The sequence below is a fragment of the Pseudomonas sp. Z5-35 genome (genome assembly GCF_051131945.1).
GTDB lineage: Bacteria > Pseudomonadota > Gammaproteobacteria > Pseudomonadales > Pseudomonadaceae > Aquipseudomonas > Aquipseudomonas marvdashtae.
Genome location: NZ_CP071640.1, coordinates 1,354,942 through 1,379,834 on the forward strand (window position 1 = coordinate 1,354,942; position 24,893 = coordinate 1,379,834).

A 24,893-nucleotide genomic window follows, 5' to 3' on the forward strand; every position below is an offset into this window, starting at 1 on the left:
CATAAAAAAACGCCAGTAATGACTGGCGTTTTCGGGTCCGTAAGCGTCGCCCGTAAAGAGCAGCGCTGATCGGCGAGGCTTAGCCCAGCAGGGTTGCCCAGCCTTCTACGACGTCACCGCCCCACTTGGCTTTCCACTCTTTCAGCGTCTTGTGGTTGCCACCTTTGGTTTCGATGACTTCGCCGTTGTGCGGGTTTTTGTATTGCTTAACTTTGCGAGCGCGTTTGGTGCCGGTGGTTTTTACCGCGCCACGGGGTGCTTTGCTCGACTTGGCTTCTGGATCCAGCAGGGCAATGATGTCGCGCAGGGACTTGGAGTACTCGCCCATCAGCGTGCGCAGCTTGCCTTCGAATTCCAGTTCTTTTTGCAGTTTGTCGTCTTTAGACAGGTCGGCCAGACGTTGTTGCAGTTCTTCAATGGCTTGTTTTGTGGCGTTGTATTCGGTGATCAGGGACATTTGGACTACCTTATGTAGGACGCTGGTGACAAGGAGACAGTGCAGCAATAGTAATCAGACAGTTTCATCAAGTAAACATTTAAGCCGTGTTTATTTAATTAAATAGTGCGATGCCACGAAAACGGGCAATGCGAATTAATATATGACGCGTCTGTGCATTTGTTCACACAAATAGCCCTCGCTCATGGGGCAGGCTGCACGTCGTGGGCGGTCAAGAAGGGCTCGGCGCCTCATCGGTACTGCAGTTTTGCTGCGCAATGGCTAGAATGGCCGCCTTTTGCGAAGTTCTGGAGTTTCCTCATGCGCACTTTTCGGCTGGTGATCGCTTGCCCGGACCGCGTCGGCATCGTTGCTAAAGTCAGTAACTTTCTGGCGTCCCATAACGGCTGGATCACTGAAGCAAGCCATCATTCGGACAATCAAAGTGGCTGGTTCTTCATGCGCCACGAGATCCGTGCCGACTCGCTGCCCTTCGGCATCGAAGCGTTTCGCGAGGCCTTCGCCCCGATTGCCGAAGCGTTCTCGATGGACTGGCGAATCACCGATACCGCGCAGAAAAAACGCGTGGTGCTGATGGCCAGTCGCGAGTCCCATTGCCTGGCTGACTTGTTGCACCGCTGGCACAGCGATGAGCTGGATTGCGACATCGCCTGTGTGATTTCCAACCATGACGACTTGCGCAGCATGGTGGAGTGGCACGGCATTCCTTATTACCACGTACCGGTCAATCCGCAGGACAAGCAGCCAGCGTTCGCCGAAGTCTCGCGGCTGGTCAAGCAGCACGACGCCGAAGTGGTGGTGCTGGCGCGCTATATGCAAATCCTGCCGCCGTCGCTGTGCAGCGAATACGCCCATAAGGTCATCAATATCCACCACAGTTTCCTGCCGTCGTTCGTTGGTGCCAAGCCCTACCACCAGGCTTCGATGCGCGGTGTGAAGCTGATCGGCGCGACGTGCCACTACGTGACCGAAGAGCTCGACGCCGGCCCGATCATCGAGCAGGACGTGGTGCGTGTCAGCCATAGCGACAGCATCGAAGACATGGTTCGATTCGGCCGTGACGTGGAAAAAATGGTGCTGGCGCGTGGCTTGCGTTACCACTTGGAAGACCGCGTGTTGGTACACGGCAACAAGACCGTCGTATTCTGATTCCATGCAGAACCCTGTGGCGCGGGAGCAAGCTCCCTCGCCACAATGGTCCATGAGGACTTCGAGGGAGCAATAGCAATGACCGATCCCTTGGACAAAGCCACCGCCAAAGCCCCGGCTACGGTGGGCGAGGGCTGCCTGAGTCGTTACGATCCCGAAGCGCTGGGGCCGGAAGACGGCACGGAATTCCCCGACGCCGCCCAGCTGTGGGAAACGCTGCAAAAGCCGTCACCGCCAGACGATCCTGAACGCAAGCGTTGAACTGTCAGGCCTGCCGGAGCCTGATCAGTTTCTTGATCAAGGGGCGTCCGACCATCAGGAAGAACACCGGTCCGCCGGCCACTAGATAAAAGTAATAGGTGACCGCCCGCCAGATCAGGATCGCCGCCGCGGCGGTGGATTTGCCCACCATGGGCGCCAGCAACGCCGCTGAGGTCAGCTCTGCCGCCCCTGCGCCGCCCGGTAGCAGGCTGAACTGCCCCGCGCTGAGGGACAGCATCTGGATGAGAAAACTCCAGGCCCACTGCAAGTCCGCTCCCAACCCTCTCAATGCCAGGTACAACACGCTGTAGCGCAAGGCCCAGTGCAGGCACGTCAGGCCGAACACCTGGAAAAGCGTCTGCCGAGGCAATTTCAGGGTATCGGTAAAGGCCGCCAGGAAATTCAGGATCTTGCGACCCCAGCGCCGACGGGTCGTGGATTTCACCCTCAGATGACGCAGCAGCCGCGCCCCCAGCAGAATTAGCCGCCGATGATAGCGAGCTACCAGCGCGCAGCAGAGAAGCCCGCCGAACAACGAAATCGCGCTCAGTGCGAGCATCCATTCCATGCGCTGGCTGAGATTCTGGAACAAGGCGTAGAACAGAATGCCCAGCAAGGCGCAGAGGAAGAACAGCAGGTCGCTCAACTGATCCATCGCAAACACCGCGCTGCCATGGGCCGGACGCACGCCGTTGCGCGCCAGCAGCGCCATCAGCGTCAACGGGCCGCCACTGCCGCCGGGTGTCGCGCACATGGCGAACTCGGTGGACATCACCACGCCAATGCTCTTGAGCCCGCCAATGCGTCCTCGATGTTCACCCAGCAACAGGCGCAGGCGCACCGAGTTCAGGCCCCAGCAGAGCACGATCATGCCAAGCATGATCAGCAACAACGACAGCGGAAAGCGCTGCACGCGTGACCACATCTCGCCGCCGCCCAACAACATCGGAACCAGCAACGCCGTGAGCAGGGCGGCGCCCAGCCATATCAAGCGTTTCATGCGGCGCTGCTGACCCGCAGGCCCTGGGTTGCCAGCCAGCCGGCCTTGGTCATCGGCACCCGGCCATCTTCGAGCAGACGTTCCAGGGTCTGCAGCCAATAGTCGCGGGAAAAGTCGTGACGCATATCCACCGGGTGCAGGCCCAGCCGAATCACCGGTGCCTGGCGCCAACGCTGTTGGCGCTGATCGCTGATGATTTTCGACAGGCCCCGGCGCCAGGCACTCCGAGCGCTCCAGACCAGGCCGGGGGCATCGACCTGGGTGAAGTCCGGCAAGTGGTAAAGGTGCTGGGTGTCGCTGGTATAACTCAGGGGCAACTGGCGTAAGGCACGGCGGGTGCCCTCACTCATCAACCAGGCGGGCGCGACAAAGCCTTCCAGCGGCCATTGATAGCGCTGGAAGAGTTCAACGCCTGCGTGCAGACGGGTGAGGGCGGCTTCCTCGGACAAGTGGTAGAACTCGCCTTCATGGGTATAGATCCGACGCATGAACCAGTCCTTGGGATGAGCGGCGGGCGGGCCGTCGTCGCAATGGTAGTAACCATGCAAGACCAGTTCGTCGCCGCGTTCGACACGGCTGTCGAGCAAGCGTCTGAAGCCCGGATGATTGTCCAGAGCGTTGGCATGGTGGAAATCCGGCACCACCAGCCAGGTCATCGGCACTTGGCCGAGGGCGTCGACGGCTTCGACGAAGGGCTGGTAGTCGGGCCAGGTCTGCGGTGCGACGTCATGAAGCACCAGCAACAGGCTGGGTGAAGGGGTCATCGCCATGGGGTTGACCTCAACCGTTTGCCAGCAGTGGCATCTCTGCGCCCAGCACACTGTAGTAGTGGCCCAACAGGCTGTTGACCACCGAATCCCAAGCGTAATGACGTTCTACGTGGCGGCGTGCCCTTGCGCCGCGCTGCTGACAGCCCTCGGCGAACAGTTGGCGCACCGCATTGGCCATGGCTTGTGGATTGTTGGGCGTACATAACAGGCCGCACTCTTGCTGGACGATTTCGCTGAACGCGCCCGCCGCTACCGCCACCACCGGAATGCCGCTGGCCATCGCTTCGAGGATGACCAGGCCGAACGTCTCCTGGTCGCCGGCATGCAGCAGCGCGTCGGCACTGGCCATCAGCCGGGCGACTTGCGGCGCCGGGCAGAACTCGTCGATCACCGTGACATTGTCCGGCACCAGGGCGGGCATCGAAGAGCCCACCAGCAACAGGTGATAGCGCTCGCCCAGGCGTTGCATGCACTTGAGCAGCACCGGCAGGTTTTTTTCCTTGGAGCCGCGACCGGCGAAAATCAACAGCCGCGCGTCTTCGGCGATGCCCAGCTCGGCCCGCAGTTCCGGGTCTCGAGCGGCAGGGTTGAAGGTTTGCAGGTCCACACCCAGAGGCTGCACATGGACATTCCTGACGCCCAGCCCGGTCAACTTATCGGCCATGACCTGGCTCGGCGCCAATACCCGGTCGAAGTTGCCGTACAACTTGCTGACATAGGCTTCGATGTTGGGCGTGAACCAGTTCCCCATGCGGTTGCTCACCAGCAGGGGCAGGTCGGAGTGATAGAAACCGATCACGGGGACGTCAAGCTGCCGCCGGGCATCCAGGGCAGCCCAGGCGGTGAGATAGGGGTCGCCGACTTCAATCAGATCCGGTTGCAGGTCGCGCAGGACATTACGCCACGGGGCCAGGCGAAGCGGGAAGCGGTAGCCCTTGCCGAAGGGCAGGGGAGGGGCTGGAACCTTGTAGATGCCGTCCTGCTCGCTCAAATGCGCACCGGGTATCAGGAGGCTGTGGCGTATGCCGGGCCGATTGCCCAGGCGCCGGTGCTTGGCATCCAGATAAGTGCGCACGCCGCCGCTGGCGGGGGCGTAGAACATGGTGATGTCCGCTATATGCACGATGAACGTCCCTCCGGTCTGTGTTCTCCCTTGTTGACCTTTAGTAAGAATAGATGTTCGGTTGGGTTGTGGTGACGTAGCGATACGGCATCAGACGTGACGATGTTTTTGTTTCCAGCGCCAGGGTCTTAATGTCCCGGGCATGCTTTTATATAAGCGTGCAAAATGACGTCATATCGCAAACATCACGGGTGACCAAATGCCTGACTCATCGCAACTCATCATCGGGGCCGACCTTGCCGGCCAACCCGTGGCCCAGGCCATGCGCCTGGCGAACCGACATGGTTTGGTGGCGGGGGCCACCGGCACGGGCAAGACGGTCACCTTGCAACGCCTGGCCGAGATGTTCAGCGATGCCGGCGTGGCGGTATTCGCAGCGGACATCAAGGGCGATCTATGTGGCCTCGGTGCCGCCGGCAATCCCCAAGGCAAGATCGCCGAGCGCATCGCTGGCATGCCCTGGCTCGGCCACACGCCCCAGGCCTACCCGGTGACCTTGTGGGATATCCACGGCCAATCCGGTCATCCGTTGCGCACGACCTTGAGTGAAATGGGGCCGTTGCTGCTCGGTAGCCTGCTGGAGCTGACGGACAGCCAGCAAGCGGCGTTGTACGCGGCGTTCAAGGTGGCCGACCGCGAGGGGCTGTTGCTGCTGGACCTCAAGGACTTGAAGGCGCTGCTCAATCACCTCAAGGACAATCCCGAGCTGCTCGGCGACGATGCGGCCTTGATGACCACCGGCTCTAGCCAGGCCTTGATGCGACGCTTGTCGACGCTGGAGCAGCAAGGCGCGGATGCGCTGTTCGGCGAGCCGGCGTTGCAACTCGAAGACATCCTGCAACCGGCCAGTGATGGCCGCGGCCGGATTCATCTGCTGGACGCCAGTCGCCTGGTCCATGAGGCACCCAAGGTCTACGCGACGTTCCTGTTGTGGTTGTTGGCCGAGCTGTTCGAACAACTGCCCGAGCGCGGCGACGCGGATAAACCCCTGCTGGCGCTGTTTTTCGACGAGGCGCATTTGTTATTTGCCGGTACGCCCAAGGCGTTGCAGGAGCGGCTGGAACAAGTGGTGCGGCTGATTCGCTCCAAGGGCGTCGGGGTGTATTTCGTGACCCAGTCGCCAGGCGACTTGCCGGACGACGTGCTGGCGCAGTTGGGGCTGCGCATCCAGCACGGCTTGCGGGCGTTTACCGCCAAGGAGCAGAAATCCCTGCGGGCGGTGGCGGACGGTTTTCGACCGAACCCACAATTCGATGCCTTGTCGGTGCTGACTGAGCTGGGCATCGGCGAGGCCCTGGTGGGCACCTTGCAAGAAAAAGGCACGCCGGAAATGGTCCAGCGCGTGCTGGTGGCGCCGCCGCAGTCGCGCATCGGGCCGCTGACCGAGGCCGAGCGCGTCGCACTCATCGCCGGCTCAGCGTTGCAGGGGCGCTATGACAAACCCATCGACCGCGAGTCTGCCTATGAAGTGCTGATGGGGCGCAAGGGGTTGGAACCGCAGGCCGAAGCGGCGCCGGGAAAACCGACCGCGCAAGAGCCGAGCTTTACCGAAAAGGCCGGTGAGTTCCTCGGCACCGCGGCCGGCCAGGCGTTGAAATCGGCAATGCGCCAGGCAGCCAACCAACTGGGTCGGCAACTGGTACGTGGGTTGATGGGGTCGTTGCTGGGAGGCAGCAAGCGCCGCTAGTCAGGGCGCAAGCTGAGGGACAGGCGCCCAGAATACTCAGTCCTTGGGTTTGGCGTGCGCCGCCAATCGCTCCAGCGCCGCCCGCAGCTTGGGATCGCTGATGCCTTCGGCCGTGGCCTGGATGGTCGCGGCCGCATCGGTGGACAGGTCCAGCGTATGGCCCTTGACGGCGGCCTGTACGGTGGGTGGCTGAACCTTGAACAGGATCCGCGTCAGGTTGGCGAACTCATCGAAAACCTGCAATTGACGCAGCAGGCGCTTTTGCTGGTAACGCAAGCGCGTGGCCCAGTGGCCGTCGGTGACGATCAGCAGCAAACTGCCTTCGCGCCATGACGCCACGTGGCAATGCTCGCGTGCGGCCGGCTGCAGCTGACTGTCCAGCAGCCGTTGCAGGTGGCCCAGGCGCTTGGCGTGGCCGAAGATCGCTTTCAGCGGTTTGGCTTCGCGCAGGAGCACGGCGGGCGCCTTGGCTGGAAGAGGGCGGAAGGCCATGAATGAATACCACAAGTGACAGAGGCGCCATGGTAGCAGAAAGCGTCCGATGCGCTCCGGGCGCAGCTGCCGAGCGGCATTTTACCTGCACAATCAATCAGTAACTTCTGCGTTTTGTGGGTTGAAGTTCGCGCAAAAGCCCTTATTTTAGGGAAGCCCCGTCACAGCGCTGTGCCAGCATCGTGGAATAACGCCACTTTCCTCACCATCGTTTCCGGGTAGAATGCTCGTTCGCATGCGGCCATGAGGGCTGCACGGGCGACTCATGGGGCCGCCCTCCATCCCTTTAGTGTGGAAGATCCTGCCGATATGTTTGCGCCTTTGTTAAAGAAACTTTTTGGAAGCAAGAACGAGCGTGAAGTCAAACGCATGCTCAAGACGGTACAGACTGTCAATGCCTTCGAAGAGCAAATGGTGGCCCTTTCGGACGATCAGTTACGCGCCAAGACTGCCGAATTCAAGGACCGCTTCGCCAAGGGCGAGACCCTTGACCAACTCCTGCCCGAAGCCTTTGCGGTCTGCCGCGAAGCAGGCAAGCGGGTCATGGGCATGCGTCACTTCGACGTCCAGTTGATCGGCGGCATGACCTTGCACGAAGGCAAGATCGCCGAAATGCGCACCGGTGAAGGCAAGACCCTCGTGGCCACCTTGGCGGTGTACCTCAACGCATTGTCCGGCAAGGGCGTGCACGTGGTGACGGTCAACGACTACCTGGCCCGCCGCGACGCCAACTGGATGCGCCCGCTCTACGAATTCCTCGGCCTGACCGTTGGCGTGGTCATACCGTTCCAGCCGCCAGAAGAGAAGCGTGCCGCCTACGCCTCGGACATCACCTACGGCACCAACAACGAATTCGGTTTCGACTACCTGCGCGACAACATGGCGTTCAGCATGGATGAAAAATTCCAGCGTGAACTCAACTTTGCCGTGATCGATGAAGTCGACTCCATCCTCATCGACGAAGCCCGTACCCCGCTGATCATTTCCGGTCAGGCCGAGGACAGCTCCAAGCTGTACATCGAGATCAACAAGCTGATCCCGCAGCTCACCTTGCACGTTGAGGAAGTCGAAGGCGAAGTGACCCAGGCCGGGCACTACACCGTCGACGAAAAGACCCGTCAGGTCGAGCTCAACGAAGCCGGTCACCAGTTCGTCGAGGAAATGCTGACCCGCGTCGGCCTGCTGGCCGAAGGCGAGAGCCTGTATTCGGCGCACAACCTGGGGCTGCTGACCCACGTCTACGCCGGCCTGCGTGCCCACAAGCTGTTCCATCGCAACGTCGAGTACATCGTGCAGGACGGCCAGGTCGTGCTGGTGGATGAACACACCGGTCGCACCATGCCGGGCCGTCGCTTGTCCGAAGGCCTGCACCAGGCCATCGAAGCCAAGGAAGGCCTGAACATCCAGGCTGAAAGCCAGACCCTGGCCTCGACCACCTTCCAGAACTACTTCCGCCTGTACAACAAGCTGTCCGGCATGACCGGTACCGCTGACACCGAGGCGTTCGAATTCCACCAGATCTACGGCCTGCAAGTGGTGGTGATTCCGCCGAACAAGCCACTGGCGCGTAAAGACTACAACGACCTGGTGTTCCTGACCGCCGAAGAGAAATACGCGGCGATCATCAATGACATCAAGGAAGGCATGGCCCAGGGCCGTCCGATCCTGGTGGGTACCGCCACCATCGAGACCTCCGAGCACATGTCTGCCCTGCTCAACAAGGAAGGCATCGAGCACAAGGTCCTCAACGCCAAGTTCCACGAGAAGGAAGCCGAGATCATCGCCCAGGCCGGTCGCCCGGGTGCGTTGACCATCGCTACCAACATGGCCGGCCGTGGTACCGACATCCTGCTGGGCGGCAACTGGGAAGTGGAAGTGGCTTCCCTGGAAAACCCGACCCCCGAGCAGATCGCGCAGATCAAGGCCGACTGGCAGAAGCGCCACCAACAGGTACTCGAATCCGGCGGATTACAGGTGATCGCTTCCGAGCGTCACGAATCGCGCCGTATTGACAACCAGCTGCGCGGCCGTGCCGGTCGCCAGGGTGACGCCGGCTCCAGCCGTTTCTACCTGTCGCTGGAAGACAGCCTGATGCGCATCTTCGCCTCTGACCGGGTGAAGAATTTCATGAAGGCCCTTGGCATGCAGCCGGGCGAGGCGATCGAGCACCGGATGGTGACCAACGCCATCGAGAAGGCGCAGCGCAAGGTCGAAGGCCGCAACTTCGATATCCGCAAGCAATTGCTGGAGTTCGACGACGTCAACAACGAGCAGCGCAAAGTGATCTATCACATGCGCAACACCCTGTTGGCCGCTGATGACATTGGCGAAACCATTTCCGACTTCCGCCGCGAAGCGCTCGACGCGACCATCAGCGCGCACATTCCACCGCAATCGCTGCCGGAACAGTGGGACGTCGCGGGCCTGGAAGCCTCCCTGCGCAGCGATTTCGGCGTGTCGTTGCCGATCCAGCAGTGGCTCGATGAAGATGACAAGCTGTACGAAGAAACCCTGCGCGAGAAGCTGCTGGCCGAACTGATCGCCGCGTACAACGAGAAGGAAGACCAGGCCGGCGCCGAGGCACTGCGTTCCTTCGAGAAGCAGATTGTGCTGCGCGTCCTCGACGACCTGTGGAAAGACCACCTGTCGACCATGGACCACCTGCGTCACGGTATCCACCTGCGCGGCTACGCCCAGAAGAATCCGAAGCAGGAGTACAAGCGCGAGTCCTTCACGCTGTTCTCCGAGCTGCTGGATTCGATCAAGCGCGACTCGATCCGGGTCCTGTCCCATGTCCAGGTTCGTCGCGAAGACCCGGTCGAAGAGGAAGCCCGCCTGCGCCAGGAAGCCGAAGCCCTGGCCGCGCGCATGCAGTTCGAACACGCCGAAGCCCCAGGCCTGGAAGTCGTCCAGGCGATGGAAGAGGGTGTCGATGTGGATGTCGCCTTGGCAACCACGCCGGTACGCAACGAACAGAAGTTGGGCCGCAACGAACTGTGCTATTGCGGTTCGGGCAAGAAATACAAGCATTGCCACGGGCAGATCCAATAAACCCGTTTCAACGCTGAACGACCCGCGCCGCGGCAGGTTTTCCCTGCCGCGGCGTTTTGCCATTTGATTCGCCGTCCTGAAAAGGCGGCGTCGATAGACATCTAATTTAGGAGCGCATTCATGGCTGTTGGTCTTGGTCCGTTGCCAACGTTGCACCCGGTTGCCGGTTTTGAACTCGGTATCGCCTCGGCGGGCATCAAGCGCCCCGGGCGCAAGGATGTCGTGGTCATGCGTTGCGCCGAAGGCTCGACGGTGGCCGGCGTGTTCACCCTCAATGCCTTTTGCGCCGCGCCGGTCATCCTGGCCAAGCAGCGCGTGCAAGGACCGGTGCGTTATCTGCTGACCAACACCGGCAACGCCAACGCCGGCACGGGCGCGCCAGGCCTGGCCGCCGCCGAGCGCACGTGCGCCAAGTTGGCCGAACTGACTGGCGTCGATGCCAGCCAGGTGCTGCCTTACTCTACCGGCGTGATCGGCGAGCCGCTGCCAGTCGAGAAGATCGAAGGCGCGTTGCAGGCCGCCCTCGATGACCTCTCGGAAAACAACTGGGCGGCTGCCGCCACCGGCATCATGACCACCGACACCCTGCCCAAGGGTGCGAGCCGCCAGTTCCAGCACGACGGCGTGACCGTTACCGTGACTGGCATCAGCAAAGGCGCGGGCATGATCCGCCCGAACATGGCGACCATGCTCGGCTACATCGCCACCGACGCCAAGGTCTCGCGCCAGGTGCTGCAAGACCTGATGCTCGACGGCGCGAACAAGTCGTTCAACCGCATCACCATCGACGGCGACACCTCCACCAATGACTGCTGCATGTTGATCGCCACGGGCAAGGCCAACCTGCCGGAGGTCACCGAAGCCAGCGGTCCGCTGTTCGCAGCCTTGAAGCAGGCCGTGTTCGAAGTGTGCATGGAAGTGGCCCAGGCAATCGTCCGTGACGGCGAAGGCGCGACCAAATTCGTGACCGTGCAGGTCAACGGCGGTGGCAATCACCAGGAATGCCTGGACGTCGGCTACACCGTCGCGCATTCGCCACTGATCAAGACCGCATTGTTTGCCTCCGACCCGAACTGGGGCCGGATCCTCGCCGCCGTCGGCCGGGCCGGCGTGCCGGAGCTGGACGTGAGCAAGATCGACGTGTTCCTCGGTGACGTCTGCATCGCCAGCAAAGGCGCCCGCGCCTCCACCTATACCGAAGCCCAAGGCGCGGCGGTGATGCAGCAGGAAGAAATCACCATCCGCATCGAACTGGGACGTGGCGATTGCAGCGAAACGATCTGGACCACCGACCTGTCCCACGAGTACGTGAAGATCAACGCTGAGTACCGGACTTAAACCGCTCGGGACCGAGCTGCTCCCAACGCGAGTAAGGAATCACATGAGCCTGCACCTGATCATTGGCGACAAGCGCATTTTCTCCTGGTCCCTGCGCACGTATCATGTGCAATTGCCGGAAGTCGACGCGGACTACGTCGAAACCCTTTATCAATGGCCGGCATTCAAGGCTTGGCTGCAGGCTGGTCTGGAGGAAGTGGCGCGGTGAAACGAGTACACGTAGCGGCGGCGGTCATTCGTGACGCCAGCGGCAAGATCCTGATTGCCCGACGGGCCGATTCCCAGCATCAAGGTGGCCTGTGGGAGTTTCCCGGAGGCAAGGTCGAGGCGGATGAATCCGTTGAAACGGCCCTGGCCCGCGAACTACATGAAGAGCTGGGCATCGTCGTCGGCGCTGCCCGACCGCTGATCAAGGTGCGTCACGATTACCCGGACAAACAGGTGTTGCTGGATGTCTGGGAAGTCTCGACCTTCACCGGCGAGCCCCATGGTGCCGAAGGACAACCGCTGGCCTGGGTGACCACTCGGGAGCTTGCGAACTATGAGTTTCCGGCGGCCAATCAGCCAATCGTCGCGGCGGCCCGATTGCCGGGCGAGTACCTGATTACCCCAGAGGGCCTGGAAACCCCAGCCCTGCTGCGTGGCCTGCAGAAAGCTATCGCCGGCGGGATCAAGTTGGTCCAGCTGCGCGCGCCTAACGGCTATGACCCGAAATACCGCGACCTGGCGGTGGATGCCGCAGGGCTTTGTGCGGGCAAGGCCCAGTTGATGCTCAACGGGCCGTTTGAATGGTTGGGCGATTTCCCCTCCGCTGGCTGGCACATCACCGCCGCGCAACTGCGCAAGCACGCGGCGGCCGGCCGACCGTTCGGCAAGGATCGCTGGCTGGCGGCTTCTTGTCACAACGCAGAGGAATTATCCATGGCGCAGCAGATGGACGTGGACTTCGTGACACTGTCGCCCGTACAGCCGACCCAGACCCATCCGGATGCACAGCCGTTGGGGTGGGAAGAGGCGGCGCGGTTGATCGACGGGTTCGATAAACCCGTTTATTTGCTGGGCGGGGTCGGGCCTGGCGAACAGCAGAAAGCCTGGGCGGCCGGGGCCCAGGGCGTGGCGGGGATTCGGGCGTTCTGGCCTGAGGCGTGAGTGATCAGTGCGCAGGCTTGGCTGCCGCCTGCCACAGCACTTCTGCAATTCCCTGCCGACGGGCAATGATCCGCGCCGCTACGAACAGCAGGTCCGATAACCGATTGATATAGGCCAGCCCCGGCCCCGCCAGCGGCTCCATGGCGTTCAGCTGTTGGCAACGGCGCTCCGCGCTGCGGGCCAGGCTCCGGCACACATGGGCCTGGGCTATCAAGGTCGAGCCACCGGGCAGGATGAAGTTCTCCAACGGCCCCAGTTCGTCGTTCCACACGTCGATGGCCGCTTCCAGGCGTTCGACTTCCGCCATATCCAGTGCTTGATACGCCGGCATCGCCAGCTCGCCACCCAGGTCGAACAACCGGTGCTGACAGGGCGCCAGCACTTCGACGAGTTCCTCCAGTGCCGGATACTGGCCCATTTCATTGGCCAGCCCGGCCAGCAGCAACCCCAACTGGCTGTTCAACGTATCCACTTCGCCGATGGCCTCGACCCGTGGATGGTCCTTCGCTACGCGGCGGCCATCGCCCAGCCCGGTTTCACCTTTGTCACCGGTGCGGGTGTATATCTTCGACAGGCGAAAACCCATGTTCAGCGCTCCACTTGCTTGTGTTCTTGCGCCACCATCGAAGTGCCCGCCAGGGGCAGGCGCAAGGTGAAGCAAGTGCCTTGGCCCGGCGTTGATTGCACTTCCATCTGGCCCTTGTGGTTGTTGGTAATGATGAAATACGACACTGACAGCCCGAGCCCCGTACCCTGGCCGATTTCCTTGGTAGTGAAGAACGGTTCGAAGGTGCGTTTGCGCACGTTTTCGCTCATGCCGATGCCATTGTCCTCGACCTGGATTTGCGCCCACGGCGGGTTCAGCCGGGTACGCAAGATGATGCGGCCGGGCTCGCCGTCGTCCTGGCGCTGGTGAATGGCCTGGGCGGCGTTCTTCAACAGGTTCAGCAGCACCTGCTCCAATTCGTTGGCCGTGCCGGGCACCGGGCCCAGGTTCGGGTCGAACTGGCGGGTGATCGCCTGGCCTTTGAAGTCGAAACCAATCGCCAGGTCGAAGTCGTTGCCGGCGATCTCCACCGCCTGGTCGATCAGCGCCGGCAGGTCGCAGGGCGCCATTTGCCGGGTGCTGCGCCGGCTGAAGCTGAGCATGTGGGTGACGATTTTGGCGGCGCGGGCGCCGGCCTGCTGGATGCCATCGAGCAACTGCGGGATCTCCCGGCTTTGCAGGTAGCGATTGACCACCGGCAAGTCGATCCCCAACTGTTCGGCCTGTTCGAGGTTCTTGGGCAGTTCGGCCGACAGGCGTCGGCGGATGTTCTGCACGTTGTGCAGGATCGCCCCCAGTGGGTTGTTGATTTCATGGGCCATGCCCGCTGCGAGGCCACCCACCGAGAGCATTTTCTCCGATTGCACCATCATTTCCTCCAGCGACAGGCGCTGGGTGATGTCGTCGATGCGGATCACCACGCCCCGTCCGGCGCCGCCCATCAACGGATAGAAAGTCAGGGCGTAGTGCTTGGCTTCATCGTCCTTGGTCCAGGTGACGCGCTCGATCTTGGCGACCGTGTGCTGCTCGACCGTCTGCTTGAGCTGTGGCAGATAGGGCTTGAGCGGTTCGAAGGCGAGGAAGATCGGCTGGTTCAACGCCTCGTCCAGCCGAGTGCCGGAAAGGGCGCTGGCTTCCTGGTTCCATTGGGTGACATAGAGTTGTTCGTCGAGGGCGATCAGCGCCGACGGCATGGAGTCGATGATGCTGTTGAGGTAGTTCTGAAAGCCCGTGAGCTTTTTCTCGATCTTGCTGCGCACCTGGACTTCCAGCTCCAGCTTGCGGTTGGTGTGGCGGGTTTCTTCCGCCAGGCCCTGGGCCTGGTCATAAGCCGCCTGGGAATCGTCCCGGGCGCGCTTGAGCTGCTGCTCCCGGGCTTCGATACGCGACAGCATGGTGTTGAACGCCTCGGCCAGGCTGCCGATCTCGTCATGGTTGCCACGGCCGGCCCGCAGGGAATAGTTTTCCTCGCGGGTAACCTGGCGCGACAGTTCTTCGAGTTGGTGGATCGGCTGGGTAATCAGCCGCTTGATCTGCTGGGCAATGAGCAACCACAGCAGCACGCTGAAAATCAGGATGCCGAGGCTGGCGGTCAGGGTGCCGGTGTAGAAGGCGGTGGGCAACTCGCTGCTGGCGACCAGCAACAAATGGCCGGGTTGGGTGCCGGGACGGGGCAGGGTGATGACTTGGTTGCTACGAAATTCCCCGGCCTGCCAGGTTTGCATATGGCGAAAGTGTTCCGGCAACCTGAGCTTTTCGCCCTGTTGCAACTCGGCCAGGCGTTCACCCCGACCGTCATACAGCGCCGCTGCCCGCAGGGGCGCGTAACTGTTGAGTTCATCGAGCAGGCGCTGGGCGCTTTGCGGCGACTGCAACGCGTCGGAGATCAGGCTCGGGTTGGCCACCAGCCGGCCGATGGTCTGCAAGGCCTGCGGGGCCATGCTTTCCTGGGAAATGTAGTAGGCCGCGCTGATGAAGGTCAGGTTCGCCACCAGCAAAACGGTGGTCAACAATACCAACAGGGCCGCCAGCAGTTTCTGGCCGACCGGGAGGTTTTCAAGGCGCTGGCGCAATGGCATCTGACTCGTCGCTAAAAAGGAACACGTGGGCCAGCGTAGCCGCTGCTCAGTCGCTGGGCAATCCGAGGTTGTCCAAGTGGGCAATCAGGCGTTGGCGCATTTGTTCAAGATGCGGCACGGCCACCCCATGACGTTGTGCGACCGCGCAGGCATGGCCGAGCAGGTAGCTGATTTCGGTGCGGCGCTGGTTGGCGACATCCTGGTACATCGACGAATAGTTCTGAGCGGTGGCCTGGATGACCCGTTCGACTTCGGCCGGTAAGTCTTCGGCCGCCGCGGGCTGGCCGCAGCGTTCGAGCAGGTCGGTCAGTTCCGCGCACAAGGTTGCCACTTCGCAGTGGTGTTCCTGCAAGCCGCCGTTCTTGCAATGGTGCAGCACGGTGAGCGGATTGATCGCACAGTTGAGGGCCAGTTTGCGCCACAGGCGAGTGAGAATATCGGCGCTCCATTCATGGGGGATGCCAGCAGCGCTCAGGTCATCTAGCCAGACTGGCGCCACCGGGTGCGCGGGGTCGCCCAGCCAGGTGTAGCCATGGCCGGCGAACACCACGCGCCAGTCACCGTCGCGGAACGCGCCTTCGGTGCTCGAGGCGCAGATGCAGCGAGCCAGGGGGACGCGGTTCGCCACCGCATCCTGGCTGCCGAGGCCGTTCTGCAGCAGGATCAGTTCCGTCTCGGCACTCAGTCGATGGGCGACCGAAGCCACCGCCGCTTGCGCGTCATAGGCCTTGCAAGCCAGCAGCAAGCGCTGGATGGGTTCGGGGCTTTGCGCGGTTTCGCCGGGCACCGGGTAACACTGCGCCTGGCCCTGTTCCACCAGCGTCAGGCCGCCGCTGGCCCGGTAAGCCTGCAACCGCTGCTCATTGCGCAACACCAGCCGCACCGGCAGGCCGGCCCGGGCCAGGCGCGTCGCCCACAACGTGCCGAGGCTGCCGGCTCCCAGGACATGCCAGGTGGTGGACATCAGTTTTTTACTCGCTTTGGCGCTGGCATCTGAGGGGCTCGCGGTAACGACGGGAAAAGACCCGTTATAATGAGCCCGATTTTAACCACAAGCCAAGTGCGCGCCTTTGTCACGGGCGCGCCTTTTTATTTGGAGAACACTACATGCCGTCATTCGACGTGGTATCCGAACTGGACAAACACGAAGTCACCAACGCCGTTGAAAACGCCGTCAAGGAACTCGACCGTCGGTATGACCTCAAGGGCAAGGGCAGTTTTGAGTTCAAGGAAAAGGACCTGACCGTCAACCTGACCGCCGAGGCCGAGTTCCAGCTCGAGGCGATGATCGAAATCCTCAAGCTGGCGCTGGTCAAGCGCAAGATCGATGTGCAATGCCTGGAGGTCAAGGAAGCCTACGCCTCGGGCAAGCTGATGAAGCAGGAAGCCGTGCTCAAGGAAGGTATCGACAAGGAATTGGCGAAGAAGATCGTTGCCCACATCAAGGACGCCAAGCTCAAGGTCCAGGCCGCAATCCAGGGCGAGCAGGTGCGCGTGACCGGCAAGAAGCGTGACGACTTGCAGGAAGCCATCGCCGCGCTGCGCGGGAAGGAATTCGGCATGCCCCTGCAATTCAATAACTTCCGCGACTGATCTCCGTTATACGGAAACACACAACATGCCGCGTGCAACAGGAATAAGGAGAGTTAGATGGACTTGAACGCTGAAGTGGACCACCTGGTCAAGGCTTCCCAGGCCTGGATACCGATGATCATGGAGTACGGCAGCCGCGTGCTGCTGGCGGTCGTCACCCTGGCTATCGGCTGGTGGCTGATCAACAAGTTGACCCGCAAACTGGGCGCACTGCTGGCCTTGCGCAATGCCGACTTGGCATTGCAAGGGTTTATCAGCACCCTGGCGAACGTCATCCTCAAGATTTTACTGATCGTCAGCGTCGCGTCGATGATCGGCGTGGAAACCACCTCGTTCGTCGCGGCCATCGGTGCGGCAGGCTTGGCGATCGGCCTGGCCTTGCAGGGCAGCCTGGCGAATTTCGCCGGCGGCGTGCTGATCCTGCTGTTCCGTCCGTTTCGCATCGGTGACTGGATCGAAGCCCAAGGCGTGGCCGGTACGGTCGACAGCATCCAGATCTTCCACACGATCATTCGTACCGGTGACAACAAGACCGTTATCGTGCCCAACGGCAACCTGTCCAACGGCATCATCACCAACACCAATCGCCAACCCACTCGCAAAGTGGTGTTCGACGTGGGCGTGGATTACCAGGCCGACCTGCAAAAGGCCCGGGAAGTGTTACTGGAGTTGGCCAAGGACGAGCGCGTATTGGCCGATCCTGCACCAGAAGCGGTGATTTCCACCCTAGGCGATAGCTCGATCACGGTGTCGCTGCGTATCTGGGTGAAAACGGCGGACTACTGGAACGTGATGTTCATGCTTAACGAACAGGCGCGGGACCGCTTGAAGGATGCGGGCATTGATATTCCGTTTCCGCAACGGGTGATTCGGGTTGTTCAGGAAGGGCCGGCGCAATAACGAGTTAAATATAACTTGGCGCGATGGTCAGGTTATATTTAGCTAGCTTGCTATTTAATGAGTTGTGTTAACGCTGGCATTGCACCAGGCATAAAAAAAACCGCTCACCTGGATCAGGTGAGCGGTTTTTGTTTGTTGCGGGTGTCGCTATCGAATTAGCACTGAATTACAAGATGCTCAGTGGGTATTCGACGATGAAGCGGAAGTCGTTGTTGTCGCGGCCAACACCATCGCTGCCGCGGTAGAACGCGCTACGAACACGGAAAGACAGGTCTTTTGCTGGACCGCTCTGCATGACGTACTTGGTTTCGAAGTCAAGTTCGTGTTCTTTGTTGTCGCTGTCGTCGCCAATGGTGATGTTGTCACCTCGGACGTAGCGAGTCATGAAGCTCAGGCCAGGAACGCCGTAGGTCTTCATGTTCAGGTCGTAGCGAGCCTGCCAGGACCGCTCGTCTTCGTTGTTGAAGTCGGAGTACTGGATGGAGTTGGCGAGGAAGATGGTGCCGTTGCCGTCAACGCCATAAAGGTAGCCAGTATCACCGGTGGAGCGCTGATGAGCCACGGTGAACTTGTGGGCACCGATAGCATAGGCCGCTGCGAGGGACCAGATGCGGTTGTCGATGTTGCCGCTCAGTTCCCGACCTTGGCTCTCGCTGTCATAGCCGTTGAAGTCGAAGTTCAGAGATTGATCTTCGTTGATTGGCAGGGTGTAGTTCAGGTTGATGTACTTCTTCTTGAAGTAATCTTCAACGTCGGAGGCAGCCACGCCAGCGACGAAATTGTCGGTGAACTGGTAGGTAGCACCTGCAATGTTGGCGGAGGTCAGGCCAGGGTTGCGGATACCGGCATCGTTACGACCATTGATGCTGTCACGGCCCATACCAGTCTGTGAACTCAGCGAGGTGAAGCGACCAGCGCTCAGCTCCAGGCCTTTGATTTCCTTGCTGGTGATCAGGGTGCCGGTGGCAACTTCCGGCAGCAGACGGCTGTCGTCAGTCGAGAAAACCGGGCTGGCAACCACTTGATTACCGTATTTCAGAACGGTGTCGGACAGACGGAACTTAACCGCGCCACCAGCCTTCGACTGAGTATGTTCTAGGTCGCCATCGCTGTCCTGAGCGAACAGACCGTTACCGGCACGACCAGCACTGCCGTCGAAACGGGCGGAGCCGAATGCGAAGGCATCGACGCCTACACCAACGGTACCTTGGGTGAAGCCCGATTCGTACGTGGCACGTACACCAAGGCCAGCTTCTTCACGATAACTTTGCTCGTCGCTGTCGTTGTTCTTCCAATCGCGATTCATGTACAGCGCACGGCTCAGAACGTTCAAACTCTGATCTTCAAAAAAGCCCTTGGATTCTTCCTGGGAAGAGGCCACTGCGAACTGCGAGGTACTGGCCGATACAGCCAGTGCGATCATGCTCCACTTCATCACGCGCATCGTGATTTGCTCCTTTGGTTTTTAGAAGAGTACTGCCGTCCCACCTGTTTTTTTATCTGGGCGGCTCTTTCTTTTTGTGTCGGCGCAAACTTATATCACGCTGACATTCTTTGGCGATACTTGCCCATTCAACCTTTCAGCTTCTTTACGACCGTGTCGCCAATGGCTCGATCCCTGTCGTATTTCAGCTACTGCGGCACAATCGGATCCGCAACTTGTATGTTGCTTTTTTTTCCGGCACCGGCGTAAAGAGTCCTTGATAACTGCGCTTGAAGCTCCCTGAGGGCAACCTTGCCACTTTATTCATGAGCCTTCAGGTTCGCGCGTCCGGCGATTCCCCTGTAGGCGATGTGGGGATGAATGCAACAAGCATGCTCAAATCCCATTTCTGTTCACGTTTTTTTCACATTTCCCATTTGCTCGTAGCGAAACCTCATGAAACCGGGCTCCAAAGGCCTTGTTTTAATTAAGGTTGACTACGAGGCCAGTGCCGTGATTGCCGCTCGGAAAGGCCGTGCGACAACCAAAAACGTTACCGGTTCACCCCACGAGTGAGTAGATCACGGATGCTTCGTGCACTGAGCGTAGACGCGCTGTGCGATTTTGGTGCAGAAAATCTTCTGGTTGTACGAAAAACTTACAGTGCGAATTCTCGATGCGGCGTCTATAGAGCTGTTTTGGCATCGCCGAGTATTCGCTGCGCTGTATTGGTGCGCGGCGTCGAAAGCAGGCGCCGTGTCGGTTCATCATTCGCGATGAACCCGTTGCCGTTCACAGGTATGCTGACCCCCTGCGTCCGGTGCCGGCCTGCGGGCCAAATCGGGCTCAATCGATCATGTAAGGAGTACGCACGGTGTTTGCCTTAGATCCACGATTGCAACAAGACACATTGCCCATCGGCGATTTCCCGCTGTGCCGGTTGCTCATGTCCAACGACTCGAACTACCCATGGTTCATCCTCGTGCCGCGACGGGAAAATATCAGCGAATTGTTTCAGTTGGATGACGGTGACCAGCAACAGTTGTGGAAAGAAACCACGGCGCTGGCCGAAACGCTCAAGGACTCGTTCGATGCCGACAAACTGAACGTTGCAACCTTGGGTAACGTTGTCAGTCAATTGCACATGCATGTGATCGTGCGCAAGCGAGAGGACGCTGCGTGGCCCGCGCCGGTATGGGGCAAACATCCGGCGCAGCCTTATAATGCCGAGCAGGTGAGCGCCATTCGCGAACGCTTGCGAGCGGTCCTGACCGATGATTTCAAGTTCCTGGAGGGCTGAACCATGAACCTTGAAGAGCGTGTAACCGAGCTTGAAAGCCGCCTGGCGTTTCAGGATGACACTATCCAGGCGTTGAATGACGTGCTGGTGGCGCAGCAACGAATTGTCGAACGTCTGCAGCTGCAGATGGCCGCACTTCTCAAGCGCCAAGAGGAAATGGCCGGGCAGTTCGAATCCTTCGAAGAAGACGCGCCACCCCCGCATTACTGATCTGGGCCCGAACGACGGGCAATAAAAAACCGCGAGCAGCCAGGCTGCATCGCGGTTTTTTTACGCCTGGATCAGCGGCGCGGGAGCGCGGCGATCACGTCTTCGGCCTGCAGGCCCTTGTCGCGGTGCATGACCGAGAACTCGACACGCTGGCCTTCGACCAGGACGCGGTGGCCTTCGCCACGGATCGCCCGGAAATGCACGAAAATATCATCACCGGAATCGCGAGAAATGAAACCGAACCCCTTGGAGGTGTTGAACCACTTCACGGTGCCGGTATCGCGGTTGGACATGTCGTAGTTCTGCGGTGCGGCGGCCGGCGACGACTTCTTGTAGAAGCTGACGGCCAGGTGCAGCAACACAGCGAGCAATGCCGCGGCCAGGCTGGAAAGAATGGCGGGTTGGCCGCCGATTTCCGGCATGGGCGCCAGCAGGGTCAGGGTTTGCAGCGCAACGGCCAGCACCAGCAGGGCGCTGACAAGGTTTTGCAGTTGATGACGTGGACCTTTGTTCCAGTAAGGGATGACGGGTGCCAGGGTCAGGTTGAGCAGGCCGAAAAAGGCCAGGTACAGCGCGTCGGGATGTTGCAGGTAAGGTGTGGCTTCGGAACCCAGGCTAGGGATGAAGGACAGCAGCAGGGCAGCTGCGCCCATTAGCAAGTGGACGATTTTCAACATTTTGATTGGCTCACGGTTAAGACAGATCACAAGGAAGAGCTGGTCGGGGGCGGTTCGCTCCAGAACAATGAGAGGCGTAGGAACACGTACCCGAATCAGCCTATGCGCCATGCCCGGGAAAAGAGGCGTAGCGACACACTGCCTATTTAACAGCAAAGCCCCGGCCTTCTCAAACTCGTTACGGGTCCGTGACACGCTGTTCGTCGGCCGAAAAGCGCCGGCGGGGCGCTCGAAGGTGATCGGCAAAGGAGGTTGAATTTTGCGCCGCGCCGGAACCCTGCGCCGTCCCGGCTTGTCGGTTCAGGAGGGCTGGCGATTAGTCGCAGGCTACAGATGGCGACACCCGCTAGGGTGCAATGGCCGCTGTCGAATTCATCACCGTCAGGAGATCAAACACATGGCAATTGATATCGGTATCAGCGAAGAAGATCGCAAGTCCATCGTCGACGGGCTTTCGCGCCTGTTGTCGGACACCTACGTGCTTTACCTCAAGACCCATAATTTCCATTGGAATGTCACCGGGCCGATGTTCCGGACCCTGCACTTGATGTTCGAGGAGCAGTACAACGAGCTGGCGCTGGCGGTGGACCTGATCGCCGAAAGGATCCGTGCGCTCGGCTTTCCGGCGCCCGGCGCCTACTCGGTGTACGCGCGCTTGTCTTCTATAAAGGAAGAAGAGGGCGTGCCGGGTGCCGAGGACATGATTCGACAACTGGTCGAGGGCCAGGAGGCGGTGACGCGTACGGCCCGTGGCATCTTTCCTTTGCTGGACAAGGTCAGCGACGAACCCACCGCCGACCTTTTGACCCAGCGTATGCAGGTCCACGAAAAAACCGCCTGGATGCTGCGTTCGCTGCTGGAAGATCAATAAGTCTGTACAGGTGATGGTGCTGCCGTTGGCGCCATCGCTTGCCGTCGCGTGTAGGAAGGCATGATTTGTCGCCAACTCCCCGTTGGCTTGTCCTACGTTGATGGTCAAAAAGTCATCTGGAACTGGCGATCCAGTTGAGCTTCCATAGGGCCACAGGTCGGTTGTTCCGACTGAGGCTCGTATGGCAAAGGAGTGTCAACGGTATGATTCAAGGAAAAGAACCCAGGGGAAGTGCGCGCGAACGTTTGCTGTCCGTAAGCACCGACCCGTTCGTCAGAGGGTTTGACATGCAACTGGCCCGGCCCTTGGCCCGCTCTATCCGGCTCAACGGGTTCGCCACCTGTCTGCGGCTGGAACAAATCTATTGGGATATCCTTGGCGACATGGCCCAGCTCAATAGCTGCTCCGTCAGCACCTTGCTGTCCCATGTGGATCGTGAGGTGCATCTGCGTCACGGTGGCGTGCGCAATTTCAGCGGCTTGGTGCGTGTTGTCTGCGTTGTGCACAGCTTGAAGGAAGCTGAAATTGATCAGTGCGTGATCTAGTCCCCTCGCCAAGTGGGGTACGCAAGCCTGGAATGAACGACATTGCCGGCAATGACTGTGCGGTCTTACGGCTGCACAGGCTGCATTTAATGGATATAATCCCGCTCTTTGCCGCAAAGCCGCGCTTTGCGTAATAACCTGATCGCCGAGACAACCCCATGCCGATGTACGACTATCAATGTGCTTCCTGTGGTCATCAGATGGAAGCCATTCAAAAGATCAGCGCGGCACCGCTGGTCGACTGCCCTGCCTGCCAGGCGCCGGAGCTGAAGAAGATGCTGTCCATGCCAGGTTTCCGCCTCGGTGGTACCGGCTGGTATGAAACCGACTTCAAGACCGGCGCCAAGAAAAACCTGGCCGGTGGCGACAAAGCCGATTGAACTGAATACGCGCGAGTTCTTGCACAGGCAGGGCCTCCAACCGAATGTCGAATTACGAGAAGTGAAACCACTACCATGATGCGCAGCCATTATTGCGGCCAACTGAACGAAAGCCTGGAAGGTCAGGAAGTTACTCTTTGCGGATGGGTCCATCGTCGCCGTGACCATGGCGGGGTGATTTTCCTCGATATCCGTGATCGTGAAGGCCTGGCCCAGGTGGTGTTCGATCCGGACCGCGCTGAAACCTTCGCTACCGCCGACCGCGTGCGCAGCGAATATGTCGTCAAGATCACTGGCAAGGTGCGCCTGCGCCCGGCCGGCGCCGGTAACGCCAACATGGCGTCCGGCATGATCGAAGTGCTGGGCTATGAGCTGGAAGTGCTCAACGAGTCGGAAACCCCGCCGTTCCCGCTCAACGAATATTCCGACGTGGGCGAGGAAACCCGCCTGCGCTACCGCTTCATCGACCTGCGTCGTCCGGAAATGGCCGAGAAGCTGCGCCTGCGTTCGCGCATGACCACCGGCATCCGTCGCTACCTGGACGAAAATGGCTTCCTCGACGTCGAGACGCCGATCCTGACCCGCGCCACGCCGGAAGGCGCCCGCGACTACCTGGTGCCGAGCCGTACCCACCCCGGCAGCTTCTTCGCCCTGCCGCAATCGCCACAGTTGTTCAAGCAACTGTTGATGGTGGCCGGGTTCGACCGCTACTACCAGATCGCCAAGTGCTTTCGCGACGAGGACCTGCGTGCCGACCGTCAGCCTGAGTTCACTCAGATCGACATCGAGACCAGCTTCCTCGACGAAAAAGACATCATGGGCCTGACCGAAGGCATGATCCGCAACCTGTTCAAGGAAGTGCTGGACCTGGAATTCGGTGAGTTCCCGCACATGACCTTCGAAGAGGCCATGCGTCGCTACGGTTCCGACAAGCCGGACCTGCGTAACCCGCTGGAGCTGGTGGACGTGGCCGACCAGCTCAAGGACGTCGATTTCAAGGTGTTCAGCGGTCCGGCCAACGACCCGAAATGCCGTATCGCGGCCTTGCGTGTGCCAGGCGGGGCGAGCATGCCGCGCAAGCAGATCGACGACTACACCAAGTTCGTCGGCATCTACGGTGCCAAGGGCCTGGCGTACATCAAGGTCAACGAGCGCGCCGCGGGTGTTGATGGCCTGCAATCGCCCATCGTGAAAAACATTCCTGAAGCCAACCTCAATGTGATCCTCGATCGCGTGGGCGCGGTTGACGGCGACATCGTGTTCTTCGGCGCCGACAAGGCCAAGATCGTCAGTGAAGCCTTGGGCGCGTTGCGCATCAAGCTGGGTCACGACCTCAAGCTGCTGACCTGCGAGTGGGCGCCGATGTGGGTCGTCGACTTCCCGATGTTCGAAGAAAACGACGACGGCAGCTTCTCTGCGCTGCACCACCCGTTCACCGCGCCGAAGTGCTCGCCGCAAGAATTGGAGGCCAACCCGGCCACCGCTCTGTCGCGTGCCTACGACATGGTCCTGAACGGTACCGAGCTGGGTGGCGGTTCGATCCGTATCCATCGCAAGGAAATGCAACAGGCGGTGTTCCGCCTGCTGGGCATCAATGAAGCCGAGCAGGAAGAGAAATTCGGCTTCCTGCTGGATGCACTGAAGTACGGCGCGCCACCCCACGGTGGCTTGGCCTTCGGCCTGGACCGTCTGGTGATGCTGATGACCGGCGCCCAGTCGATCCGCGAAGTGATCGCGTTCCCGAAAACCCAGAGCGCGGCCGATGTCATGACCCAGGCGCCGGGCGTGGTGGACGCCAAGGCGCTGCGTGAGTTGCACATTCGTCTGCGTGAACAGCCAAAGGCTGAGTAAGGCTGGCACCTGAGAGGGCGCATCTTCGGATGCGCCTTTTC

General features: G+C 60.4%; 24 protein-coding genes and 1 pseudogene. 15 read left to right on the forward strand and 10 right to left on the reverse strand.

From position 1 onward, the window contains the following. Positions 1 to 79: 79 nt before the first annotated feature. Positions 80 to 457, reverse strand: coding sequence for a histone-like nucleoid-structuring protein MvaT (mvaT, locus tag J3P95_RS06260; RefSeq protein WP_186611687.1), 378 nt, complete (start codon positions 455 to 457; stop codon positions 80 to 82). A 300-nt stretch (positions 458 to 757) separates the two neighbouring features. Between mvaT and purU the strand changes: the two genes are divergently transcribed. Both purU and J3P95_RS06270 read left to right on the forward strand, forming a co-directional pair. Further along, on the forward strand, positions 758 to 1,606 hold the full coding sequence (gene purU, locus J3P95_RS06265; protein ID WP_434561571.1) for a formyltetrahydrofolate deformylase: 849 nt from the start codon (positions 758 to 760) through the stop codon (positions 1,604 to 1,606). Positions 1,607 to 1,684: 78 nt separating this feature from the next. Further along, positions 1,685 to 1,867, forward strand: a complete 183-nt coding sequence (locus J3P95_RS06270; protein WP_434561573.1) for a hypothetical protein — start codon at positions 1,685 to 1,687, stop codon at positions 1,865 to 1,867. A 4-nt stretch (positions 1,868 to 1,871) separates the two neighbouring features. On the opposite strand, the gene J3P95_RS06275 is transcribed toward J3P95_RS06270, so the two are convergent. Genes J3P95_RS06275 through J3P95_RS06285 form a run of 3 tightly spaced genes read right to left on the reverse strand, consistent with a single transcriptional unit; the run spans position 1,872 to position 4,739 of the window. After that, positions 1,872 to 2,867, reverse strand: coding sequence for a lysylphosphatidylglycerol synthase transmembrane domain-containing protein (locus J3P95_RS06275; RefSeq protein WP_434578244.1), 996 nt, complete (start codon positions 2,865 to 2,867; stop codon positions 1,872 to 1,874). Next, a complete protein-coding gene (locus tag J3P95_RS06280; protein WP_434578242.1) occupies positions 2,864 to 3,637 on the reverse strand; it encodes a DUF2334 domain-containing protein in 774 nt (257 codons plus the stop codon). The genes J3P95_RS06275 and J3P95_RS06280 overlap by 4 nt, the downstream gene beginning before the upstream one ends. A gap of 10 nt (positions 3,638 to 3,647) precedes the next feature. After that, positions 3,648 to 4,739, reverse strand: a complete 1,092-nt coding sequence (locus J3P95_RS06285; protein WP_434561579.1) for a glycosyltransferase family 4 protein — start codon at positions 4,737 to 4,739, stop codon at positions 3,648 to 3,650. Between the two features lie 220 nt (positions 4,740 to 4,959). On the opposite strand from J3P95_RS06285, the gene J3P95_RS06290 reads away from it, so the two are divergent. Further along, a complete protein-coding gene (locus J3P95_RS06290; protein ID WP_434578240.1) occupies positions 4,960 to 6,447 on the forward strand; it encodes a helicase HerA-like domain-containing protein in 1,488 nt (495 codons plus the stop codon). 36 nt (positions 6,448 to 6,483) lie between these two features. On the opposite strand, the gene J3P95_RS06295 is transcribed toward J3P95_RS06290, so the two are convergent. After that, positions 6,484 to 6,939, reverse strand: a complete 456-nt coding sequence (locus J3P95_RS06295) for a DUF721 domain-containing protein (protein WP_186611682.1) — start codon at positions 6,937 to 6,939, stop codon at positions 6,484 to 6,486. A gap of 309 nt (positions 6,940 to 7,248) precedes the next feature. On the opposite strand from J3P95_RS06295, the gene secA reads away from it, so the two are divergent. The 4 genes and pseudogenes from secA to J3P95_RS06315 all read left to right on the forward strand — a co-directional run bounded on the left by secA (position 7,249) and on the right by J3P95_RS06315 (position 12,477). Continuing rightward, on the forward strand, positions 7,249 to 9,990 hold the full coding sequence (secA, locus tag J3P95_RS06300; RefSeq protein ID WP_434561583.1) for a preprotein translocase subunit SecA: 2,742 nt from the start codon (positions 7,249 to 7,251) through the stop codon (positions 9,988 to 9,990). Positions 9,991 to 10,110: 120 nt separating this feature from the next. Beyond that, positions 10,111 to 11,328, forward strand: a complete 1,218-nt coding sequence (argJ, locus tag J3P95_RS06305) for a bifunctional glutamate N-acetyltransferase/amino-acid acetyltransferase ArgJ (protein WP_434561585.1) — start codon at positions 10,111 to 10,113, stop codon at positions 11,326 to 11,328. A 91-nt stretch (positions 11,329 to 11,419) separates the two neighbouring features. Beyond that, positions 11,420 to 11,536: pseudogene (locus J3P95_RS06310) on the forward strand (glutathione S-transferase); the annotation flags it as partial. Continuing rightward, positions 11,533 to 12,477 carry a Nudix family hydrolase gene (locus J3P95_RS06315; RefSeq protein ID WP_434578238.1) on the forward strand — a complete coding sequence of 315 codons (945 nt, stop codon included), beginning with the start codon at positions 11,533 to 11,535 and terminating at the stop codon, positions 12,475 to 12,477. The pseudogene J3P95_RS06310 and the gene J3P95_RS06315, both read left to right, overlap by 4 nt. Positions 12,478 to 12,481: 4 nt before the next feature. Here the strand turns inward: J3P95_RS06315 and J3P95_RS06320 are convergent, their stop codons facing one another. Genes J3P95_RS06320 through J3P95_RS06330 form a run of 3 tightly spaced genes read right to left on the reverse strand, consistent with a single transcriptional unit; the run spans position 12,482 to position 16,066 of the window. Then, on the reverse strand, positions 12,482 to 13,063 hold the full coding sequence (locus tag J3P95_RS06320; RefSeq protein WP_434561589.1) for a cob(I)yrinic acid a,c-diamide adenosyltransferase: 582 nt from the start codon (positions 13,061 to 13,063) through the stop codon (positions 12,482 to 12,484). A 2-nt stretch (positions 13,064 to 13,065) separates the two neighbouring features. Continuing rightward, positions 13,066 to 15,102, reverse strand: a complete 2,037-nt coding sequence (locus J3P95_RS06325; RefSeq protein ID WP_434578236.1) for a sensor histidine kinase — start codon at positions 15,100 to 15,102, stop codon at positions 13,066 to 13,068. Positions 15,103 to 15,148: 46 nt separating this feature from the next. Then, positions 15,149 to 16,066: a putative 2-dehydropantoate 2-reductase gene (locus tag J3P95_RS06330; protein ID WP_434561593.1), complete on the reverse strand. Its 918-nt coding sequence runs from the start codon at positions 16,064 to 16,066 to the stop codon at positions 15,149 to 15,151. A gap of 143 nt (positions 16,067 to 16,209) precedes the next feature. On the opposite strand from J3P95_RS06330, the gene J3P95_RS06335 reads away from it, so the two are divergent. Next, positions 16,210 to 16,695, forward strand: a complete 486-nt coding sequence (locus J3P95_RS06335; protein ID WP_186611675.1) for a YajQ family cyclic di-GMP-binding protein — start codon at positions 16,210 to 16,212, stop codon at positions 16,693 to 16,695. Between the two features lie 57 nt (positions 16,696 to 16,752). Continuing rightward, positions 16,753 to 17,595, forward strand: coding sequence for a mechanosensitive ion channel family protein (locus J3P95_RS06340; RefSeq protein ID WP_186635585.1), 843 nt, complete (start codon positions 16,753 to 16,755; stop codon positions 17,593 to 17,595). Between the two features lie 166 nt (positions 17,596 to 17,761). On the opposite strand, the gene J3P95_RS06345 is transcribed toward J3P95_RS06340, so the two are convergent. Further along, positions 17,762 to 19,039 carry an OprD family porin gene (locus J3P95_RS06345; protein WP_434561595.1) on the reverse strand — a complete coding sequence of 426 codons (1,278 nt, stop codon included), beginning with the start codon at positions 19,037 to 19,039 and terminating at the stop codon, positions 17,762 to 17,764. Positions 19,040 to 19,892: 853 nt separating this feature from the next. Here J3P95_RS06345 and J3P95_RS06350 point away from each other — a divergent pair. Then, a complete protein-coding gene (locus J3P95_RS06350) occupies positions 19,893 to 20,318 on the forward strand; it encodes an HIT domain-containing protein (protein ID WP_434561597.1) in 426 nt (141 codons plus the stop codon). A 3-nt stretch (positions 20,319 to 20,321) separates the two neighbouring features. Further along, entirely contained in the window at positions 20,322 to 20,528 is a 207-nt protein-coding gene (locus tag J3P95_RS06355; protein WP_434561598.1) for a SlyX family protein, read from the forward strand. A 71-nt stretch (positions 20,529 to 20,599) separates the two neighbouring features. On the opposite strand, the gene J3P95_RS06360 is transcribed toward J3P95_RS06355, so the two are convergent. Next, positions 20,600 to 21,205, reverse strand: a complete 606-nt coding sequence (locus J3P95_RS06360) for a cold-shock protein (protein WP_186611670.1) — start codon at positions 21,203 to 21,205, stop codon at positions 20,600 to 20,602. Between the two features lie 397 nt (positions 21,206 to 21,602). Here J3P95_RS06360 and J3P95_RS06365 point away from each other — a divergent pair, with 397 nt between their 5' ends. From J3P95_RS06365 to aspS, 4 genes are all read left to right on the forward strand, one after another. Next, a complete protein-coding gene (locus J3P95_RS06365; RefSeq protein WP_186611669.1) occupies positions 21,603 to 22,076 on the forward strand; it encodes a Dps family protein in 474 nt (157 codons plus the stop codon). Between the two features lie 203 nt (positions 22,077 to 22,279). Beyond that, positions 22,280 to 22,621, forward strand: coding sequence for a ribbon-helix-helix domain-containing protein (locus tag J3P95_RS06370; protein ID WP_434561600.1), 342 nt, complete (start codon positions 22,280 to 22,282; stop codon positions 22,619 to 22,621). Between the two features lie 158 nt (positions 22,622 to 22,779). Beyond that, entirely contained in the window at positions 22,780 to 23,001 is a 222-nt protein-coding gene (locus J3P95_RS06375; protein WP_003178589.1) for an FmdB family zinc ribbon protein, read from the forward strand. 75 nt (positions 23,002 to 23,076) lie between these two features. Further along, positions 23,077 to 24,852, forward strand: a complete 1,776-nt coding sequence (gene aspS, locus J3P95_RS06380; RefSeq protein ID WP_434578232.1) for an aspartate--tRNA ligase — start codon at positions 23,077 to 23,079, stop codon at positions 24,850 to 24,852. The last annotated feature ends 41 nt before the right edge of the window (positions 24,853 to 24,893 follow it).

Coding starts and splice junctions, on each gene's coding strand:
- mvaT (WP_186611687.1), bottom strand. CDS start 457: ATGTCCCTGATCACCGAATACAACGCCACAAAACAAGCCATTGAAGAA.
- purU (WP_434561571.1), top strand. CDS start 758: ATGCGCACTTTTCGGCTGGTGATCGCTTGCCCGGACCGCGTCGGCATC.
- J3P95_RS06270 (WP_434561573.1), top strand. CDS start 1,685: ATGACCGATCCCTTGGACAAAGCCACCGCCAAAGCCCCGGCTACGGTG.
- J3P95_RS06275 (WP_434578244.1), bottom strand. CDS start 2,867: ATGAAACGCTTGATATGGCTGGGCGCCGCCCTGCTCACGGCGTTGCTG.
- J3P95_RS06280 (WP_434578242.1), bottom strand. CDS start 3,637: ATGGCGATGACCCCTTCACCCAGCCTGTTGCTGGTGCTTCATGACGTC.
- J3P95_RS06285 (WP_434561579.1), bottom strand. CDS start 4,739: ATGTTCTACGCCCCCGCCAGCGGCGGCGTGCGCACTTATCTGGATGCC.
- J3P95_RS06290 (WP_434578240.1), top strand. CDS start 4,960: ATGCCTGACTCATCGCAACTCATCATCGGGGCCGACCTTGCCGGCCAA.
- J3P95_RS06295 (WP_186611682.1), bottom strand. CDS start 6,939: ATGGCCTTCCGCCCTCTTCCAGCCAAGGCGCCCGCCGTGCTCCTGCGC.
- secA (WP_434561583.1), top strand. CDS start 7,249: ATGTTTGCGCCTTTGTTAAAGAAACTTTTTGGAAGCAAGAACGAGCGT.
- argJ (WP_434561585.1), top strand. CDS start 10,111: ATGGCTGTTGGTCTTGGTCCGTTGCCAACGTTGCACCCGGTTGCCGGT.
- J3P95_RS06320 (WP_434561589.1), bottom strand. CDS start 13,063: ATGGGTTTTCGCCTGTCGAAGATATACACCCGCACCGGTGACAAAGGT.
- J3P95_RS06325 (WP_434578236.1), bottom strand. CDS start 15,102: ATGCCATTGCGCCAGCGCCTTGAAAACCTCCCGGTCGGCCAGAAACTG.
- J3P95_RS06330 (WP_434561593.1), bottom strand. CDS start 16,066: ATGTCCACCACCTGGCATGTCCTGGGAGCCGGCAGCCTCGGCACGTTG.
- J3P95_RS06335 (WP_186611675.1), top strand. CDS start 16,210: ATGCCGTCATTCGACGTGGTATCCGAACTGGACAAACACGAAGTCACC.
- J3P95_RS06340 (WP_186635585.1), top strand. CDS start 16,753: ATGGACTTGAACGCTGAAGTGGACCACCTGGTCAAGGCTTCCCAGGCC.
- J3P95_RS06345 (WP_434561595.1), bottom strand. CDS start 19,039: ATGCGCGTGATGAAGTGGAGCATGATCGCACTGGCTGTATCGGCCAGT.
- J3P95_RS06355 (WP_434561598.1), top strand. CDS start 20,322: ATGAACCTTGAAGAGCGTGTAACCGAGCTTGAAAGCCGCCTGGCGTTT.
- J3P95_RS06360 (WP_186611670.1), bottom strand. CDS start 21,205: ATGTTGAAAATCGTCCACTTGCTAATGGGCGCAGCTGCCCTGCTGCTG.
- J3P95_RS06365 (WP_186611669.1), top strand. CDS start 21,603: ATGGCAATTGATATCGGTATCAGCGAAGAAGATCGCAAGTCCATCGTC.
- J3P95_RS06370 (WP_434561600.1), top strand. CDS start 22,280: ATGATTCAAGGAAAAGAACCCAGGGGAAGTGCGCGCGAACGTTTGCTG.
- J3P95_RS06375 (WP_003178589.1), top strand. CDS start 22,780: ATGCCGATGTACGACTATCAATGTGCTTCCTGTGGTCATCAGATGGAA.
- aspS (WP_434578232.1), top strand. CDS start 23,077: ATGATGCGCAGCCATTATTGCGGCCAACTGAACGAAAGCCTGGAAGGT.